Consider the following 16,151-nt stretch of genomic DNA (forward strand, 5'->3'; position numbering starts at 1 on the left):
TCCGGCTCCAAGGCCCGCCCGATCATGTCCGACACTCGTCCCGATACGCTTTTCGCCCTCACCGCGCTCTCGCCCATCGACGGCCGCTACGCCAGCAAGACCGAAGCGCTGCGCGACTGGCTCTCCGAAGCCGCCTTCATGCGCCACCGCGTCACCGTCGAGGTGCACTGGCTGATCGCGCTGTCGCGCGCCGGCTTCGCGGAAGTCCCGCGCTTCTCCGACGCCTCCGAACAATTCCTGCTGCAGCTCGCCGAGCGCTTCACCGCGCACGACGCCGCGCGCATCAAGGAAATCGAGCGCGTGACGAACCACGACGTGAAGGCCGTCGAATACTGGCTGAAGGAATCGGTCAAGGGCCAGGCCGAGCTCGAAAAGGCCAGCGAATTCATCCACTTCGCGTGCACGTCCGAAGACATCAACAACACGTCGCACGGGATGATGCTCGCCGGCGCACGCGAGCACGTGATCCTGCCGGCGCTGCGCACGGTCCACCAGCGCCTCGTCGCGCTGTCGCACGCGCTCGCCGAGCAGCCGATGCTGTCGCGCACGCACGGCCAGCCGGCCAGCCCGACGACGCTCGGCAAGGAACTCGCGAACGTCGCCGCGCGCCTCGCCCGCGCGATCACGCGCATCGAGAAGGTCGAGATCCTCGGCAAGATGAACGGCGCGGTCGGCAACTTCAACGCGCACCTGTCCGCGTATCCGGAATTCGACTGGGAAGCGTTCTCGCGCGACGTGATCGAGAACCGCCTGAAGCTGACGTTCAACCCGTACACGATCCAGATCGAGCCGCACGACTACATGGCCGAGCTGTTCGACGCGGTCGCACGCGCGAACACGATCCTGCTCGACCTCGACCGCGACGTGTGGGGCTACATCTCGGTCGGCTACTTCAAGCAGAAGACGAAGGCCGGCGAGATCGGCTCGTCGACGATGCCGCACAAGGTCAACCCGATCGATTTCGAGAACTCGGAAGGCAACCTCGGCCTCGCGAACGCGACGCTGCGCCACCTCGCCGACAAGCTGCCGGTGTCGCGCTGGCAGCGTGACCTGACCGACTCGACGGTCCTGCGCAACATGGGCGTCGCGCTCGGCTACTCGCTGCTCGCGTACGACTCGCTGATCCGCGGCCTCGACAAGCTCGAAGTGAACCCGCAGCGCCTGAACGAAGACCTCGACAACTGCTGGGAAGTGCTCGCGGAGCCGGTGCAGACGGTGATGCGCCGCTACGGCATCGAGAACCCGTACGAACAGCTGAAGGAACTGACGCGCGGCAAGGGCATCACGCGCGAAGCGCTGCAGGAATTCGTCGGCACGCTGGCGATCCCGCAAGACGCGAAGGATCGCCTGCTCGCGATGACGCCTGCGTCGTACATCGGCAAGGCCGTCGACCTCGCGAAGCGGATCGCGTAAGCGCCGCCGTCGCCGGACGGAAAAAAAGCCCGATGCGAGCAAGTTCGCATCGGGCTTTTTTCTTGGCGGCCGGCGTGCGGCCACGACATCGGAAAACCGGAACCTCAGAACGAGATCATCCGCCCCGGATTCAGCGCGCTCATCACGCTCATCGCCGCCTTCGCGGCCGGAATCGCGATCGGCGACAACTGCCGGCCGAGCGGAATCTCGCGGTGGTCGATGCCGGTCAGCATCGAGAAATCGTCATTGCGGCCGACGAAATCGTCGCAGATCGCCTTGCCGATCCGCACCGTCTGCGCGACGCCGTGCCCGCTCCAGCCCTGCACCATGTACATCGGCACGCGGCCGTCGGTCTTGCGGCTGTCGGTCGCGCCGTTCAGCGTGAAGTCGCTGACGCCGCTCCAGCAGTAGTCGAGCGCGAAGCGGCCGTCGTGCTGCGGGAACACCGTGTTCAGCCGCGTCAGCAGATACGCGTTGACGTCCTGCTGCGCCCAGCACGTGCCGGTGCCCTGCCCGCCGAACAGCAGGCGGTTGCCGCGCACCGGCCGGTAGTAGTCGATCTGGAACTGCGTGTCGTACACCGGCATGCCGGCCGGCATCAGCGTCGCGACATCGACGTCGAGCGGCGCCGTCACGCTGACGTACGTGAAGAACGGCACGGTGGTCGCGCCGCCGTCATCCAGCAGCCGGAACGTCGTGTTGTGCAGCGCGAGCACGACGCCGCGACGCGCGGTGATCGTGCCGCCCGGCGTCGTCGCGACGACGCCCGCGGGCGTTTCGTCGAGCTCGAGCACCTCGGTGCCCTCGTACAGCGCGCCGCCGTTCAACTGGAAGCCGTGCACGAGGCCGCGCACCAGCGCGAGCGGATGAAGCTGGCCGCCGAGCGCGTCGATCGCCGCGCCGTGATACAGGCCCGAGCGCACGTATTCGTCGTGCAGCTGATGGCGGCCGACGAGCGTCACGCCGGCGTCGCCGAGATGGCGGCGGGCGTCCGCGCCGTCGAGCAGCGCGCTCATGTGGCCCGGGTGGACCGCCGCCGTCACGTGGCCGCTCTTGCGATCGAGGTCGAGCGCGTAACGCGCGCCGATTTCATCGATCAGGTCCATCGATTCGGTCGACGCGAAGCGCCACAGCCGCTTCGCATCGTCGTGCGACAGGTAGTCGATCATGTCGGCGGCTTCCCAGCGCGCGAGGCCCGGCGTGAGCTGGCCGCCGTTGCGGCCCGACGCCGCGGAGCCGACGTGATGCTTGTCGACGAGGATCGTGTCGACCCCCGCTTCCGCGAGATGCAGCGCGGCCGACGCGCCGAGCAGCCCCGAGCCGATCACCAGCACGTCGCACACGGCGTCGTGCGCGAGCGGCGCGCCGCTTTCACGGCGCGACAGCGACGCCTCGTACCAGTTGGCCGGACGCTCGCCGTCGTAGCGGGACGGCTCGCACCAGTTCCAGTTGTCCTTTTCGATGTTCAGTTGCGTCTGGTCGAAACGCGATTCGCCCTGGATCAGGGGTTTGTTGTAGGTGGTCATGATTGCACTTGCATGGTCTTGGGCCGCCTGTCGAAGGGCCGTGAGGCTTCGCGGGTGGGGCAGCCGGTTCCACTTGGGTGTCAACGAGATAAAGGGCGCGATGGCCCGTGTTGACGGCAGGCACGCATGTGTCTGTCTGGATCCCGGACTGTGCGAAAGCACGAATTGAAAGGTGCCGGGACACCCAATTTCTACACCGCAGAAATAATTCTACAGCGTAGAATATGCTTTCGTCAAGTTGACAGCCGGACGCCCCACCGCCCCCATGAAAGACAAACCCGCCCAAGGCCCGCGCGGCCTCGACAAGGACGCGATCGTCGCGGCCGCGCTCGCGCTGCTCGAAGAGGTCGGCGAAGCCGCGTTCAGCGTGCGCAAGCTCGCGCAGTCGGTCGGCTGCGACCCGATGAGCGTGCTGTATCACTTCAAGTCGAAGGATGGCCTGACCCGTGCGATCGCGAATGCGCTGTCGCGCTCGCTGGTGCCGGTCGACGACACGCTGCCGTGGCGCGAGCGGCTGCGCGATCTCGCGCGCCAGTACCGCGCGCTCGCGCTGCGCTACCCCGCCGCGTTCGCGCTGCTGCAGCGCCACATGAGCACGGGGCCGGCCGATCTCGCGCACATCGAGGCCGTCCATCGCGCGCTGGCCGACGCCGGCATCGCGCGCACCGCACTGCCGGCCGTGTGCGTCGGCTGGTATGCGAGCGTGATCGGACTCGCCGCCGCCGAGGCCGGCGGCCTCACGCGGCCCGCGAACGACGTCGAGCTCGCGGAAATGAATGCGCTGCCCGATACCGCGCATCCGCTCGTCAAATCGGCCGCGCCGCTCTACGCGCGGCTCGATCCGACCGTGGTGCATGACACGATGCTCGACGTGCTGCTCGACGGCATCGCGCGGCACGCGCACGCAGCCTGACCGGCGCGCGCGCCGCCAACGAAAAAGGCGCCCGAAGGCGCCTTTTTCATGACGATTGCGGCAAACCGCGCTCAGTGCTGCTGCGCGAAGCCGATCTTCACCATCACTTCATTGACGATCTGTTCGGGCGTCAGCTCGATGCTGACCTCGATCGCTTCGTCCGGGCCCGGCTCCTCGAGCGTGTCGAGCTGGCTCTTCAGCAGCGACGGATCGAAGAAATGGCCCGTGCGGCTCTTCAGGCGCTCCTGCAATACCTCGAACGAGCCCTTCAGATACACGAACCGCACGTCGGTGTCGGTGCCGCGCAGCACGTCGCGGTACGACCGCTTCAGCGACGAGCACGTGAACACGGCCGTCTCGCCGGCGCGCTGCTTTTCCTCGATGGCCGCGCGGATCGTGCGCAGCCACGGCCAGCGGTCGTCGTCGGTCAGCGGAATGCCGTGATGCATCTTTTCCTTGTTCGCCGCGCTGTGAAACGTGTCGCCATCGGTATAGCTGCACGACAGGCGTTCCGCCAGCATTTCGCCGATTCGCGACTTGCCCGCGCCCGACACGCCCATTGCGATCAGAATCATTGACTACCCCTTGTTACAGAACCAAGCTCAGCAGCAGCGTGAAGCTAAGACCGAGCACCGAGATGATGGTTTCAAGCAGCGACCAGGTCTTGAACGTCTGACCGACCGTCATCCCGAAGTATTCCTTGATCAGCCAGAAGCCGCCGTCGTTCACGTGCGAGAAGATCAGCGAGCCCGAGCCCGTCGCGAGCACCAGCAGCTCCGGGCTGACCGCCGCGCCGGACGCCGCCGCGATCGGCGCGACGATGCCGCAGGCCGTCGTCATCGCGACCGTCGCTGACCCCGTCGCGAGACGCATCAGCGCCGCGACGAACCAGCCGAGCAGCAGGGGCGACAGATGCGCATGCTTTGCGGTCTCGACGATCTGCTGCGAGATCCCGCTGTCGCGCAGGACGCCGCCGAAGCCGCCGCCCGCACCGACGATCAGCGTGATGCCGGCGATCGGCGCCAGACACTCGCTGCAGAACTTCTGGATCTGGTCGCGGTTGAAGCCCTGCAGCTTGCCGAACGTGAAGAAGCTCACCAGCACGGCGATCAGCAGCGCGACGTCGGAGTTGCCGGCAAAGCGCAGCAGGTTGTTCGGCAGCGACTTCGGCGCGAACACCAGGTCGGCCCAGCTGCCGACCAGCATCAGCACGACGGGCAGCAGGATCGTGAACAGCGTGATGCCGAAGCTCGGCAGTTCGCGCTTGCGACCCTCCGTGTGCGTATCGACGAACTGCGCCGCGAGCGGATTGTTTTCCGGCAGCTTCACGAACTTCGAGATCATCAGCGCGAACAGCGGACCGGCGATGATCGCGGTCGGCACGCCGACGATCAGGCCGAATGCGATCGTCTTGCCGATATCGGCGCCGTATTGCTGAACGGCCAGCAGCGCGGCCGGGTGCGGCGGGATCAGCCCGTGCACGACGGACAGGCCGGCCACCATCGGCAGGCCGACGACGAGCAGCGACTTGCCGGTGCGCTTCGCGACGTTGAACGCGATCGGGATCAGCAGCACGAAGCCGACTTCGAAGAACACCGGCAGGCCGACGATGATCGCGACGAACATCATCGCCCAGTGGATGTTCTTTTCACCGAACCAGTCGATCAGCGTGGTCGCGATCCGTTCGGCGCCGCCCGATTCGGCCATCATCTTGCCGAGCATCGTGCCGAGGCCGACGACGATCGCAATGTGGCCAAGCGTGCCGCCGGTGCCCGTTTCGAACGACTTGACGATCTTGTCCATCGGCATGCCGACGACGAGACCGAGGCCCAACGACACGATGATCAGCACCAGGAACGGGTAGATCTTGTAGCGCGCGATCATCAGGATCAGCGCGGCGATCGCGATCAGCGTGAATACGAGCAGCATGCTGCCTTGGACAGCCCCCATGTGGCACTCCTCCTAGAATTTGTTCGAACCGGGCGAGGTGTTGCGAGTATGCCCGGCTATGCAGGTCTCCGAAACACGGGGGGTACCCACCCCGTGAGGACGCTGAATTTTACTTATCTTTGCGGCCCGCGGATAGAACCGGTTCCATCAGCAAAAACCCTCGGGAAAACAAGCACTAAGCGCTCGTTTACCGAGGGTCGAACGATCATTTCATACAAGTATTAACGGGGGAGCTGGCTCGCGGCTTGCGCGAGGCGCGTGACCTCGGCCCAATCCTGCGCGGCGAGCGCGGCTTTCGGCGTGAGCCATGAGCCGCCGACGCACACGACGTTCGGCAGCTTCAGGAAACTCGGCGCGCTTTCGGCCGTGATGCCGCCCGTCGGGCAGAACTTCAGCGCCGGAAACGGGCCGTGGAACGCCTGCAGCATCGGCACGCCGCCAGCCTGCTGCGCGGGGAAGAACTTGACGATCTCGTAGCCGAATTCGAGCGCCTGGATGATGTCGCTCGGCGTCATCACGCCCGGCAGCAGCGGCAGGTCCGCGTCGAGCGACGCGAGGTGCAGGTCCTTCGTCAGGCCCGGCGACACGCCGAACTTCGCGCCCGCGCGCTTCGCCTGCGCGCAGTGCTCGGGCTTCGTGATCGTGCCGACGCCGACAACGATGTCGTCCGCGAGCTGGCTCGCGCGCTGGATCGCCTCCAGGCCCGCCGGCGTGCGCAGCGTGATCTCGAGCACCTTGACGCCGCCCGCGTGCAACGCGCGCGACACGTGTTCACCCTGCTCGACCGAGTCGAAGGCGAGCACCGGAATCACCGGGCCCAGCTTCACGATTTCGCCAATCGTCTTCATTGATGACACTCCTTGAAATTCATGCAGCGACGCCGACGGCCGTTTCGCCGACCAGCGTCCCGAAAACCGATGCGCCCTGCTCGGCCGGCGCGGCCGCCGCGCGGAACACGCCGAACAGTTCACGCCCGAAACCCGTCTCGTTGTCGGCCTGGTGCAGCGGCTGCGCCACCGCGCGCGCCTGCCACTCGGCTTCGTCGACCTCGATGTCGAGGATGCCGGCTTCCGCGTCGATCACGAGCGTGTCGCCCGTCTGCACCTTGCCGAGCGGGCCGGCCAGCAGCGCTTCCGGCGACACGTGGATCACCGCCGGCACCTTGCCCGATGCGCCGGACATGCGGCCGTCGGTGACGAGCGCGACGTGGAAGCCCTGATCCTGCAGCACGCCGAGCAGCGGCGTCAAACGGTGCAGCTCGGGCATCCCGTTCGCGCGGGCGCCCTGGAAGCGCACGACCGCGACGAAATCGCGCTTCAGCTCGCCGCGATCGAATGCCGCCTGCACGGCTTCCTGCGAATCGAACACGATCGCGGGCGCCGTCACCTTGCGGTGCTCGGGCGCGACCGCCGAAATCTTGATCACGCCGCGGCCGAGCCGGCCCTGCATCAGGCGCAGGCCACCGTCCGGCTGGAACGGCTCGCGAATGCCGCGCAGCACCTTCGTGTCGTGGCTCTCGGCCGTGCCGTCGACCCACGTCAGCTTGCCGTCGATCAACTTCGGCTCCTTCGTGTAGTGCGACAGGCCCTTGCCCGCGACCGTCGTCACGTCTTCGTGCAGCAGCCCGCCTTCGAGCAGGTTGCGCACCAGGAACGCAACGCCGCCCGCCGCGTGGAAATGGTTCACGTCCGCCTTGCCGTTCGGGTAGATCTTCGCGAGCAGCGGCACGACGGCCGACAGCTCGTCGAAATCGTTCCAGTCGATCAGCACGCCGGCCGCGCGCGCGATCGCGACGAGGTGCAGCGTGTGGTTGGTCGAGCCGCCCGTCGCGAGCAGCGCGACGATCCCGTTGACGATCGCCTTCTCGTCGATCACATGGCCGATCGGCGTGTACTGGCCGCGCTCGACCGTCAGGTCGAGCACGCGGCGCGCGGCTTCGGCCGTCAGCGCGGTACGCAGCGGCGTGTGCGGATGGACGAACGCCGAGCCCGGCAGGTGCAGGCCCATCAGCTCCATCAGCATCTGGTTGCTGTTCGCGGTGCCGTAGAACGTGCAGGTGCCGTGGCCGTGATACGCGGCCGATTCGGCTTCGAGCAGCGCGTCGCGGCCGACCTGGCCGGTCGCGAACTGCTGGCGGATCTTCGCCTTGTCGTCGTTCGACAGGCCGCTCGTCATCGGGCCGGCCGGCACGAAGATGGTCGGCAGGTGGCCGAACTGCAGCGCGCCGATCAGGAGGCCCGGCACGATCTTGTCGCAGATGCCGAGGCAGAGCGCCGCGTCGAACATGTTGTGCGTGAGCGCGATCGCCGTGCCCATCGCGATCGCCTCGCGCGAGAACAGCGACAGCTCCATCCCGGGGTTGCCCTGCGTGACGCCGTCGCACATCGCCGGCACGCCGCCCGCGAACTGCGCGACGCCGCCGTTCTCACGCGCGGCGGCCTTGATGATGTCGGGGAAATCCTTGTACGGCGCGTGCGCGGACAGCATCTCGTTGTACGAGGACACGATGCCGATGTTCGGCTCGCGGATCGCCTTGATCTGGAACTTGTCGCTGCCTTCGAGACCCGCGAAGCCGTGCGCGAGGTTCGCGCACGACAGCGCGCCGCGCGCCGGGAACTTGCCTTGCGCGCCGTCGAGGCGCTGCAGATAGGCGGAACGGGTCGATTGGCTGCGGGCGATCACGCGTTCGGTGACTTTCGCCAGAGTGGGGTGCAGCGACGTCATGCTGGGCGCTCCTGTATGCCGGACGACACCGGCGGTTGGAATCGTGGGGACGGTCGAGTGTGTCGAACGAACGAAGCCAGTCTAGTAGAAAAACTACATGCGCGCAATGCGGATCAACCGGCACGCAACCCACATTCCCGCCACCAGTAAGGCTTTACCTAGTGAAAACCCTAATCAACCACCCCAACCAGGGCAGAAATTACCGGCAATGGAGCTAGCATTTTCATGTAGATTTTCTACAATTCGATTGCGATACACTCGCTCACCCGAACCCCATTTCCAGCCACCGCCCCATGCTGCCTCGCATTGAAGCGATCCGCGCCGACCTGCGCCCGTCCGAGCGCAAGCTCGCCGACTACATCCTCGCCGCGCCCCGCGAGGTACTCGACCTCGCGATGACCGAGCTGTCGACCCGCGCGGGCGTCAGCCAGCCGACCATCGCGCGCTTCTGCCAGGCGCTCGGCTGCAGCGGCTTTCGCGAATTCAAGATCCGGCTCGCGCAGAGCGTCGCACCGGGCGTGTCGTCGGTGTATCGCGACGTCGAGCCCAACGAACCCGCGCCCGGCATCATCGGCAAGGTGTTCGACCGCACGATCGGGGCGCTGATCGAGGTGCGCAACAGCCTGTCGGCCGGCAGCGTCGCCGACGCGATCGCGCTGCTGTCGAACGCGTCGCGCATCGAGTTCTACGGCGCCGGCGGCTCGGGCATCGCCGCGCAGGACATCCAGCACAAGTTCTTCCGGCTCGGCGTGCCGAGCGTCGCGTATTCGGACCCGCACACGTTCTCGATGTCGTCGGCGCTGCTCGGGCCGCACGACGTCGTCGTCGCGATCTCGAACACCGGCCGCACGCGCGACATCGTCGATGCCGCGCGCTCCGCGCTCGCGTGCGGCGCGAAGGTCGTCGCGATCACTCAGAGCCATTCGCCGCTCGCGAAACTCGCGACGGTGAGCCTCGCGTCGAACGTGGCCGAGGAAACCGACGTGTTCTCGCCGATGACGTCGCGGATGTCGCACCTCGCGATCGGCGACATCCTCGCGGTCGGCGTCGCGCTGTCGCGCGGGCCCGCGCTGATGGAGCGCGTCGGCCGCGCGAAGGAGGCGATCACGCGCCGCCGGATCGACGACCCGACAAAGGAATGACGCGCACGACGCGCACATGAAAATGGCGCCCCGAGGGGCGCCGTTTTCATGTGTGCATCGATCGACCGCCGGCATGCTCGTCGACGGAGCCGCCGGAAGGGTTCAGAACGGCTTGATCACGACCAGCGCGACCGCGGCGAGCATGCCGAGCACCGGCAACTCGTTGAACACGCGATACCACTTGTCGGTGCGGCGGTTCTCGCCGCGCTCGAACACGCGCAGCAGGTGCCCGCAATACGCGTGGTAGATGACGAGCAGCAGCACCACCGTCACCTTCGCGTGGATCCAGCCCTGCCCCTGGCCGATGCCGATCACGAGCCACAGCCACAGCCCGCATGCCAGCGCCGGCACCGCGATCATCGTCATGAAGCGGAACAGCTTGCGCGCCATCAGCAGCAGGCGCCGCACCGCGGCCGGATCGGTCTCCATGGCCAGGTTCACGTAGATGCGCGGCAGGTAGAACAGCCCAGCGAACCACGCGGCGATCAGAACGATATGGAACGTCTTGACCCAGAGCATTGCCATCGGTTGTGCGCCTCGCTTTACTGGCGGCCTTCGCCGTGCCCGAGCACGACGTACTTCAGCGACGTGAGCCCTTCGAGGCCGACGGGGCCGCGTGCGTGGAGCTTGTCGTTCGAGATGCCGATTTCCGCGCCGAGGCCGAATTCGAAGCCGTCCGCGAAACGGGTCGACGCGTTGACCATCACGCTTGCCGAATCGACTTCGCGCAGGAAGCGCATCGCGCGGTCGTGATCCTCGGTGACGATCGCATCGGTGTGATGCGAGCCGTAGTGGTTGATATGCTCGATCGCCGCGTCGAGGCCGTCGACGACCTTGATCGCGAGCACCGGCGCGAGATATTCGGTGTGCCAGTCTTCGTCGGTCGCGTCGACGAGCGGGCCGACGCCCGCCTCGGCGAGCACCGCGCGCGCGGCCGCGTCGACGCGCAGCTCGACCTGCTTGTCGCGATACAGCTTGCCGAGCGGCGGCAGCAGCGTCGCCGCGATGCCGCTCGCCACGAGCAGCGTTTCCATCGTGTTGCAGGTGCCGTAGCGGTGCGTCTTCGCGTTGTCGCACACGGTCAGCGCCTTCGCGAGATCGGCGCGATCGTCGACATACACGTGGCAGATGCCGTCGAGGTGCTTGATCATCGGCACGCGTGCCTCGTTGATCAGGCGCTCGATCAGGCTCTTGCCGCCGCGCGGCACGATCACGTCGACATATTCGGTCATCGTGATCAGCTTGCCGACTGCGGCGCGATCGGCGGTCGCGACGACCTGCACCGCATCCTGCGGCAGGCCCGCCGCCTCGAGCCCTTCGCCGATCAGCTTCGCGAGCGCCGCGTTCGATTCGAGCGCCTCGGAGCCGCCGCGCAGGATCGTCGCGTTGCCCGACTTCAGGCACAGCGCGGCCGCGTCGATCGTCACGTTCGGGCGCGACTCGTAGATGATGCCGATCACGCCGAGCGGCACGCGCATCTGGCCGACCTGGATCCCGCTCGGGCGGTACTTGAGGTTGCCGATCTCGCCGATCGGATCGGCCAGCGACGCGACCTGGCGCAGACCTTCGACCATCGTCTTCAGCGCGTTGTCGGACAACGTCAGGCGATCGATGAACGCCGCGTCGAGACCCTTTTCGCGGGCACGGGCGACGTCGCGTGCATTCGCATCCTTCAGCGACTGCGCGTCGCGCTCGATCGCGCGGGCCACGGCGTCGAGCGCCGCGTTCTTCGCGGCCGTGCTGGCGCGCGCCATCGCGCGGGAAGCGTGCCGGGCACGGCGGCCCAGGTCCGTCATGTACTGGTCGATATCCATCGTGTGACTCGAGAAGCGAGCCGCTTGGCGCGGCGTGAATTCGTGGGGAAGCATGAGGCGCGGCGGCAGGCCGGCCGCGCCGGCTTACCGAAACATTGTAAGCGGGTTGCGATGCGTGCGCTGAAGGCCCCTTAACGCCGCACGCGACCCGCGGGCGGCGGTCGCTCGCCGCGGGCGCCCGCCACCGTCATCGCGAGCTGGAACAGGCCGTCCCACGGATCGGGCGGCGGATCGTCCTGCGTGCGGCGGCCCGGCGTGATCGCCGACAGCCCCTTCACCTGCCGGTCGAGCTTCGCTGCAAACGCGAGCGCCTTCTCGAGCACGGGTTCCGACACGCGGTTCAGCGCGGGGCCGATCAGCCGCTCGCGCGGGCCCCACACGCGGTTCTCGCGCAACATCGTGGCCAGCGGCTTGCCGGCCGTCGTGCCACGCTTGATCCGCAGCAGCGTGCGCAATTCCTCGACGACGGCCCACATCACGAGCACGATCGCCTCGCCCTCGCCCTTCAGCCCGTCGATCATCCGCGCGAGCCGCGCGGCGTCGCCCGCGAGCATCGCCTCGTTCAGCTTGAACACGTCGTAGCGCGCGACGTTCAGCACCGCGTCGTGCACCTGCTCGAATGACAGCACGCCCTGCGGATAGAGCAAGCCGAGCTTCTGGATTTCCTGATGCGCGGCGAGCAGGTTGCCCTCGACGCGCTCCGCGATGAACTGCAGCGCGCGCCGCCCGTCGTCGCCGGGCGCGACACGCTGGCCCTGCATCGACAGGCGCTGGCCGATCCAGTTCGGCAGTTGCGCGCGGTCGACCGGATCGATCTTCAGCGCGACGCCGCCGTTCTGCAGCGCGGTAAACCACGCGGATTTCTGCGTGGCTGCATCGAGGCGCGGCAACGTGACGAGCATCAGCGCGTCGGGATTGGGCGTGGCCGCGAGCGTCTTCAGCGCGTCGGCGCCTTCCTTGCCGGGCTTGCCCGACGGAATGCGCAGCTCGATCAGTTGACGCTCGCCGAACAGCGACATCGCCTGGGTCGCGCCGAGCAGCACGCTCCAGTCGAAGCCGCGCTCGACCGTATGCACCGAACGCTCGGTAAAGCCGGCCGCGCGCGCGGCCGCACGAATGCGGTCGCACGCTTCCTGCGCGAGCAGCGGCTCGTCGCCGTAGACGGTATAGAGCCCGGCCAACCCCTTCGCGAGGTGCGGCTCCAGCGCATCAAGTCGCAATTGCATCGGTGCGTGCGCCGGCGATTACAGCGGCGGCGGCGGCAGCGGCGCGCGCGGCGCAACGCCCGGCACCACGTCCTCCGGCGCCGGCGTCAGCGAGTGAACGATCGCGAGACGCCGCATCAGCTGGTCGACCGCGTCGTTCTGCATGTCGCCGTACAGAATATCGGCTTCCTGCGCCTTCGCGTTGGTGTACTGGTCGCTGTATGTCATCGCGCGGTTCAGCGCGATCGCGCTCGGCGGGATCAGCAGCGTGCCGTCCTGGCTCGTCAGCGAGAAGTTCAACGTGTAGTAGAGCGCATATTCCTGCGCGGAGCCGTACTTGTTGAGCGTCAGCGTGTTCTGCCCGCGCGACTCGGACATGCGCAGCACGGCATCGGCTTCGTCCACCGACTTGACGATCTTCGTGTCGCTGCCGGCCTCGACGAGGCGCGCGAGCCGCGCCTCGACGGGCGCCGGCGCACCGGCCACCAGCAGGCGCTTGAACGCGTAGTCCTGCCGGCCGCGCAACTGGAAACCGCATGCCGACAGCGCGACCGCGCTGCCGACGAGCCCCAAAAACGATCTGCGGATCACCTTCGCTCCTTCTGTGTGCGCCCGACGGCCAATGGCCGTCAGACGACGATGTTCACGAGGCGGCCGGGCACGACGACGATCTTCTTCGCCGGCTTGCCGTCGCTGAACTTCGCGAACGCTTCGTCGGCCACTGCCGCGGCTTCGATCGCCTCGCGGCTCGCGTCCTTCGCGACCTTCAGCGCGCCGCGCACCTTGCCGTTCACCTGCAGCACGAGTTCGATCTCGGCCTGCTCGAGCGCGGCCTCGTCGACCTTCGGCCACGGTGCGTCGAGCAGCGGGCCGAATTCGTCCGCGTAGCCGAGCGCCTTCCACAGCTCGAACGTCACGTGCGGCACGACAGGGTACAGCACGCGCAGCAGCACGCCGTACGTCTCGCGCAGCACGGCGGGCGTCGCGCCCTTCGCGCCGTCGATCGCGTTCAGCATCTTCATCGCGGCCGACACGACCGTGTTGTACTGCAGGCGCTGGTAGTCGAAATCGGCCTGCTTCAGCACGCTGTAGATTTCGCGGCGCAGCGCCTTGTCGGCGTCGCCGAGCGCGGCCGCGTCGAAGCCCGCGCGCACGGCGAGCGCTTCGCGGTTCGTCGCGCCGAAGCTCCACACACGGCGCAGGAAGCGGCTCGCGCCTTCGACGCCCGCGCCCGACCACTCGAGCTGCTGCTCGGGCGGCGCCGCGAACATCGTGAACAGGCGCGCGGTATCGGCGCCGTACTGGTCGATCAGCACCTGCGGATCGACGCCGTTGTTCTTCGACTTCGACATCTTCTCGATGCCGCCGAGCACAACCGGCTGGCCGTCCGTGTTCAGCGTCGCGCCGACCGGGCGGCCCTTGTCGTCGTGCGTGACCGTCACGTCGGCCGGGTTGTACCAGGTCTTCTTGCCGGATGCGTCTTCGCGGTAGAACGTCTCGTTCAGCACCATCCCCTGCGTGAGCAGGTTCTTCGCCGGCTCGCCGAACTTCACGAGGCCGAGATCACGCATCACCTTGGTCCAGAAGCGCGAATACAGCAGGTGCAGGATCGCGTGCTCGATGCCGCCGATGTACTGATCCATCGGCATCCAGTAATCGGTGCGCGCGTCGACCATCGTCTCGGCGTCCGGCGCCGTGTAGCGCGAGAAGTACCACGACGAATCGACGAAGGTATCCATCGTGTCGGTCTCGCGCTTCGCGGCCGCGCCGCACTTCGGGCACGAGCAGTTCAGGAACGCTTCCGACTTCGCGAGCGGGTTGCCCGAGCCGTCCGGCACGAGGTCTTCCGGCAGCACGACCGGCAGGTCCTGCTCCGGCACCGGCACGTCGCCGCACGACGGGCAGTGGATGATCGGGATCGGCGTGCCCCAGTAGCGCTGGCGCGACACGCCCCAGTCGCGCAGGCGCCACGTGACCTGCTTGTCGCCGTAGCCGCCGGCCTTCAGGTCGGCCGCGACCGCGTCGACCGCATCCGCATAGCGCAGGCCGTCGTACTTGCCGCTGTTCACGCAGACCGCGGTTTCCTTGTCGCCGTACCATTCCTGCCAGGCATCCAGCGAGTACGTCTGCCCTTCGCTCGCAATCACCTGCTTGATCGGCAGGCCGTACTTCTTCGCGAATGCGAAATCGCGCTCGTCGTGGCCCGGCACGCCCATCACCGCGCCTTCGCCATAGCTCATCAGCACGTAGTTGCCGATCCAGACCTCGACCGGCTCACCCGTGAGCGGGTGCGACACCGAGAAGCCCGTCGCGACGCCCTTCTTCTCCATCGTCGCGACATCGGCCTCGGCGACGCCGCCGCGCTTGCATTCGTCGATGAACGCCTGCAGTTCCGGCTTGCCCTGCGCGAGGCGCGTGGCAAGCGGGTGCTCGGCCGCGACCGCACAGAACGTGACGCCCATGATCGTGTCGGCACGCGTCGTGAACACGCGCAGGAGCGCCTTCTCGCCGTCGAGTTCGTACGGGAAGCCGAAGTTCACGCCGAAGCTCTTGCCGATCCAGTTCTGCTGCATGATCTTCACGCGCTCGGGCCAGCCGAGGCCCTCGAGATCGTTCAGCAGCTCATCCGCGTACTGCGTGATCCGCAGGTAGTACATCGGGATCTCGCGCTTCTCGACGAGCGCGCCCGAACGCCAGCCGCGGCCGTCGATCACCTGCTCGTTCGCGAGCACGGTCTGGTCGACCGGATCCCAGTTCACGGTGCCCGTCTTCTTGTACGCGATGCCCTTCTCGAGCATCTTCAGGAACAGCCACTGGTTCCACTTGTAGTAGTCGGGCTTGCACGTCGCGATTTCGCGCGACCAGTCGATCGCGAGGCCCATCGACTGCATCTGGCCCTTCATGTAGTCGATGTTGTCGTAGGTCCACTTCGCGGGCGGCACGCCGTTCGCCATCGCGGCGTTCTCGGCCGGCATCCCGAACGCGTCCCAGCCCATCGGCATCAGCGTGTTGTAGCCGTTCATCCGCAGATAGCGGTACATCACGTCGTTGATCGTGTAGTTGCGCACGTGACCCATGTGCAGCTTGCCGGACGGATACGGCAGCATCGACACGCAGTAGAACTTCGGCTTCTGCGAATCTTCCCTCGTCTTGTAGGCATCGGCTGCGCGCCAGTCGCCCTGGGCGGCGGCTTCGACGTCGGCGGGTACGTATCTCTCGTGCATGGTGTGGTTCGGACTAGGCTTTAAGCAGCGCGCCACGAGGCGGGCACGCGGAAGTGGACGAAATCGGGCAGCCCGGCGGCGGGAGCAGGCTCACGGTTCTCGGGCCTGCATCATGGTTCCGGATATTCGCCGGGTAACCCGGAGGGTCTCCAGGTTACCCGGCGAAACCCTGCCAACCGGGCGGAAACGACGATTATACCGTCCGTGGCGGGCGGTACGGCCGGGTGTCGCGGGCCGCGG

At 67.1% G+C, this 16,151-nt stretch carries 13 protein-coding genes; 3 read left to right on the forward strand and 10 right to left on the reverse strand.

The features are described 5' to 3' along the window. Positions 1 to 24: 24 nt before the first annotated feature. Positions 25 to 1,413, forward strand: a complete 1,389-nt coding sequence (gene purB, locus F3J14_RS26990) for an adenylosuccinate lyase (protein WP_166725569.1) — start codon at positions 25 to 27, stop codon at positions 1,411 to 1,413. Positions 1,414 to 1,517: 104 nt separating this feature from the next. Here purB and F3J14_RS26995 read toward each other — a convergent pair whose 3' ends face one another. Next, a complete protein-coding gene (locus tag F3J14_RS26995; protein ID WP_166725570.1) occupies positions 1,518 to 2,939 on the reverse strand; it encodes an FAD-dependent oxidoreductase in 1,422 nt (473 codons plus the stop codon). Positions 2,940 to 3,204: 265 nt separating this feature from the next. Here F3J14_RS26995 and F3J14_RS27000 point away from each other — a divergent pair, with 265 nt between their 5' ends. Beyond that, the gene (locus F3J14_RS27000) at positions 3,205 to 3,852 is read left to right on the forward strand and encodes a TetR/AcrR family transcriptional regulator (RefSeq protein WP_166725571.1); all 648 of its coding nucleotides are present in this window, start codon (positions 3,205 to 3,207) and stop codon (positions 3,850 to 3,852) included. A gap of 71 nt (positions 3,853 to 3,923) precedes the next feature. Here F3J14_RS27000 and F3J14_RS27005 read toward each other — a convergent pair whose 3' ends face one another. The 4 genes from F3J14_RS27005 to edd all read right to left on the reverse strand — a co-directional run bounded on the left by F3J14_RS27005 (position 3,924) and on the right by edd (position 8,526). Further along, the gene (locus F3J14_RS27005; RefSeq protein ID WP_166725572.1) at positions 3,924 to 4,427 is read right to left on the reverse strand and encodes a gluconokinase; all 504 of its coding nucleotides are present in this window, start codon (positions 4,425 to 4,427) and stop codon (positions 3,924 to 3,926) included. A gap of 13 nt (positions 4,428 to 4,440) precedes the next feature. Next, positions 4,441 to 5,802, reverse strand: a complete 1,362-nt coding sequence (locus F3J14_RS27010; protein WP_166725573.1) for a GntP family permease — start codon at positions 5,800 to 5,802, stop codon at positions 4,441 to 4,443. A gap of 221 nt (positions 5,803 to 6,023) precedes the next feature. Further along, a complete protein-coding gene (gene eda, locus F3J14_RS27020; RefSeq protein WP_166725575.1) occupies positions 6,024 to 6,650 on the reverse strand; it encodes a bifunctional 4-hydroxy-2-oxoglutarate aldolase/2-dehydro-3-deoxy-phosphogluconate aldolase in 627 nt (208 codons plus the stop codon). 19 nt (positions 6,651 to 6,669) lie between these two features. After that, positions 6,670 to 8,526: a phosphogluconate dehydratase gene (edd, locus tag F3J14_RS27025; protein ID WP_166725576.1), complete on the reverse strand. Its 1,857-nt coding sequence runs from the start codon at positions 8,524 to 8,526 to the stop codon at positions 6,670 to 6,672. Between the two features lie 293 nt (positions 8,527 to 8,819). Here edd and F3J14_RS27030 point away from each other — a divergent pair, with 293 nt between their 5' ends. Further along, on the forward strand, positions 8,820 to 9,668 hold the full coding sequence (locus tag F3J14_RS27030) for a MurR/RpiR family transcriptional regulator (RefSeq protein WP_166725577.1): 849 nt from the start codon (positions 8,820 to 8,822) through the stop codon (positions 9,666 to 9,668). A gap of 102 nt (positions 9,669 to 9,770) precedes the next feature. On the opposite strand, the gene F3J14_RS27035 is transcribed toward F3J14_RS27030, so the two are convergent. The 5 genes from F3J14_RS27035 to leuS form a co-directional block, all read right to left on the reverse strand. After that, a complete protein-coding gene (locus F3J14_RS27035) occupies positions 9,771 to 10,193 on the reverse strand; it encodes a CopD family protein (protein ID WP_006760213.1) in 423 nt (140 codons plus the stop codon). A gap of 17 nt (positions 10,194 to 10,210) precedes the next feature. Further along, positions 10,211 to 11,482, reverse strand: coding sequence for a glutamate-5-semialdehyde dehydrogenase (locus F3J14_RS27040; protein WP_166725578.1), 1,272 nt, complete (start codon positions 11,480 to 11,482; stop codon positions 10,211 to 10,213). Between the two features lie 131 nt (positions 11,483 to 11,613). Next, complete coding sequence (gene holA, locus F3J14_RS27045) at positions 11,614 to 12,708, reverse strand: DNA polymerase III subunit delta (protein WP_166725579.1); 1,095 nt, start codon at positions 12,706 to 12,708, stop codon at positions 11,614 to 11,616. Between the two features lie 18 nt (positions 12,709 to 12,726). Continuing rightward, positions 12,727 to 13,278, reverse strand: a complete 552-nt coding sequence (gene lptE / locus F3J14_RS27050; protein ID WP_006753815.1) for an LPS assembly lipoprotein LptE — start codon at positions 13,276 to 13,278, stop codon at positions 12,727 to 12,729. 38 nt (positions 13,279 to 13,316) lie between these two features. Beyond that, complete coding sequence (gene leuS, locus F3J14_RS27055) at positions 13,317 to 15,911, reverse strand: leucine--tRNA ligase (RefSeq protein ID WP_166725580.1); 2,595 nt, start codon at positions 15,909 to 15,911, stop codon at positions 13,317 to 13,319. Between the last annotated feature and the right edge of the window lie 240 nt (positions 15,912 to 16,151).

The organism is Burkholderia sp. Tr-862 (genome assembly GCF_011753085.1).
Taxonomy (GTDB): Bacteria; Pseudomonadota; Gammaproteobacteria; order Burkholderiales; family Burkholderiaceae; genus Burkholderia; species Burkholderia ambifaria.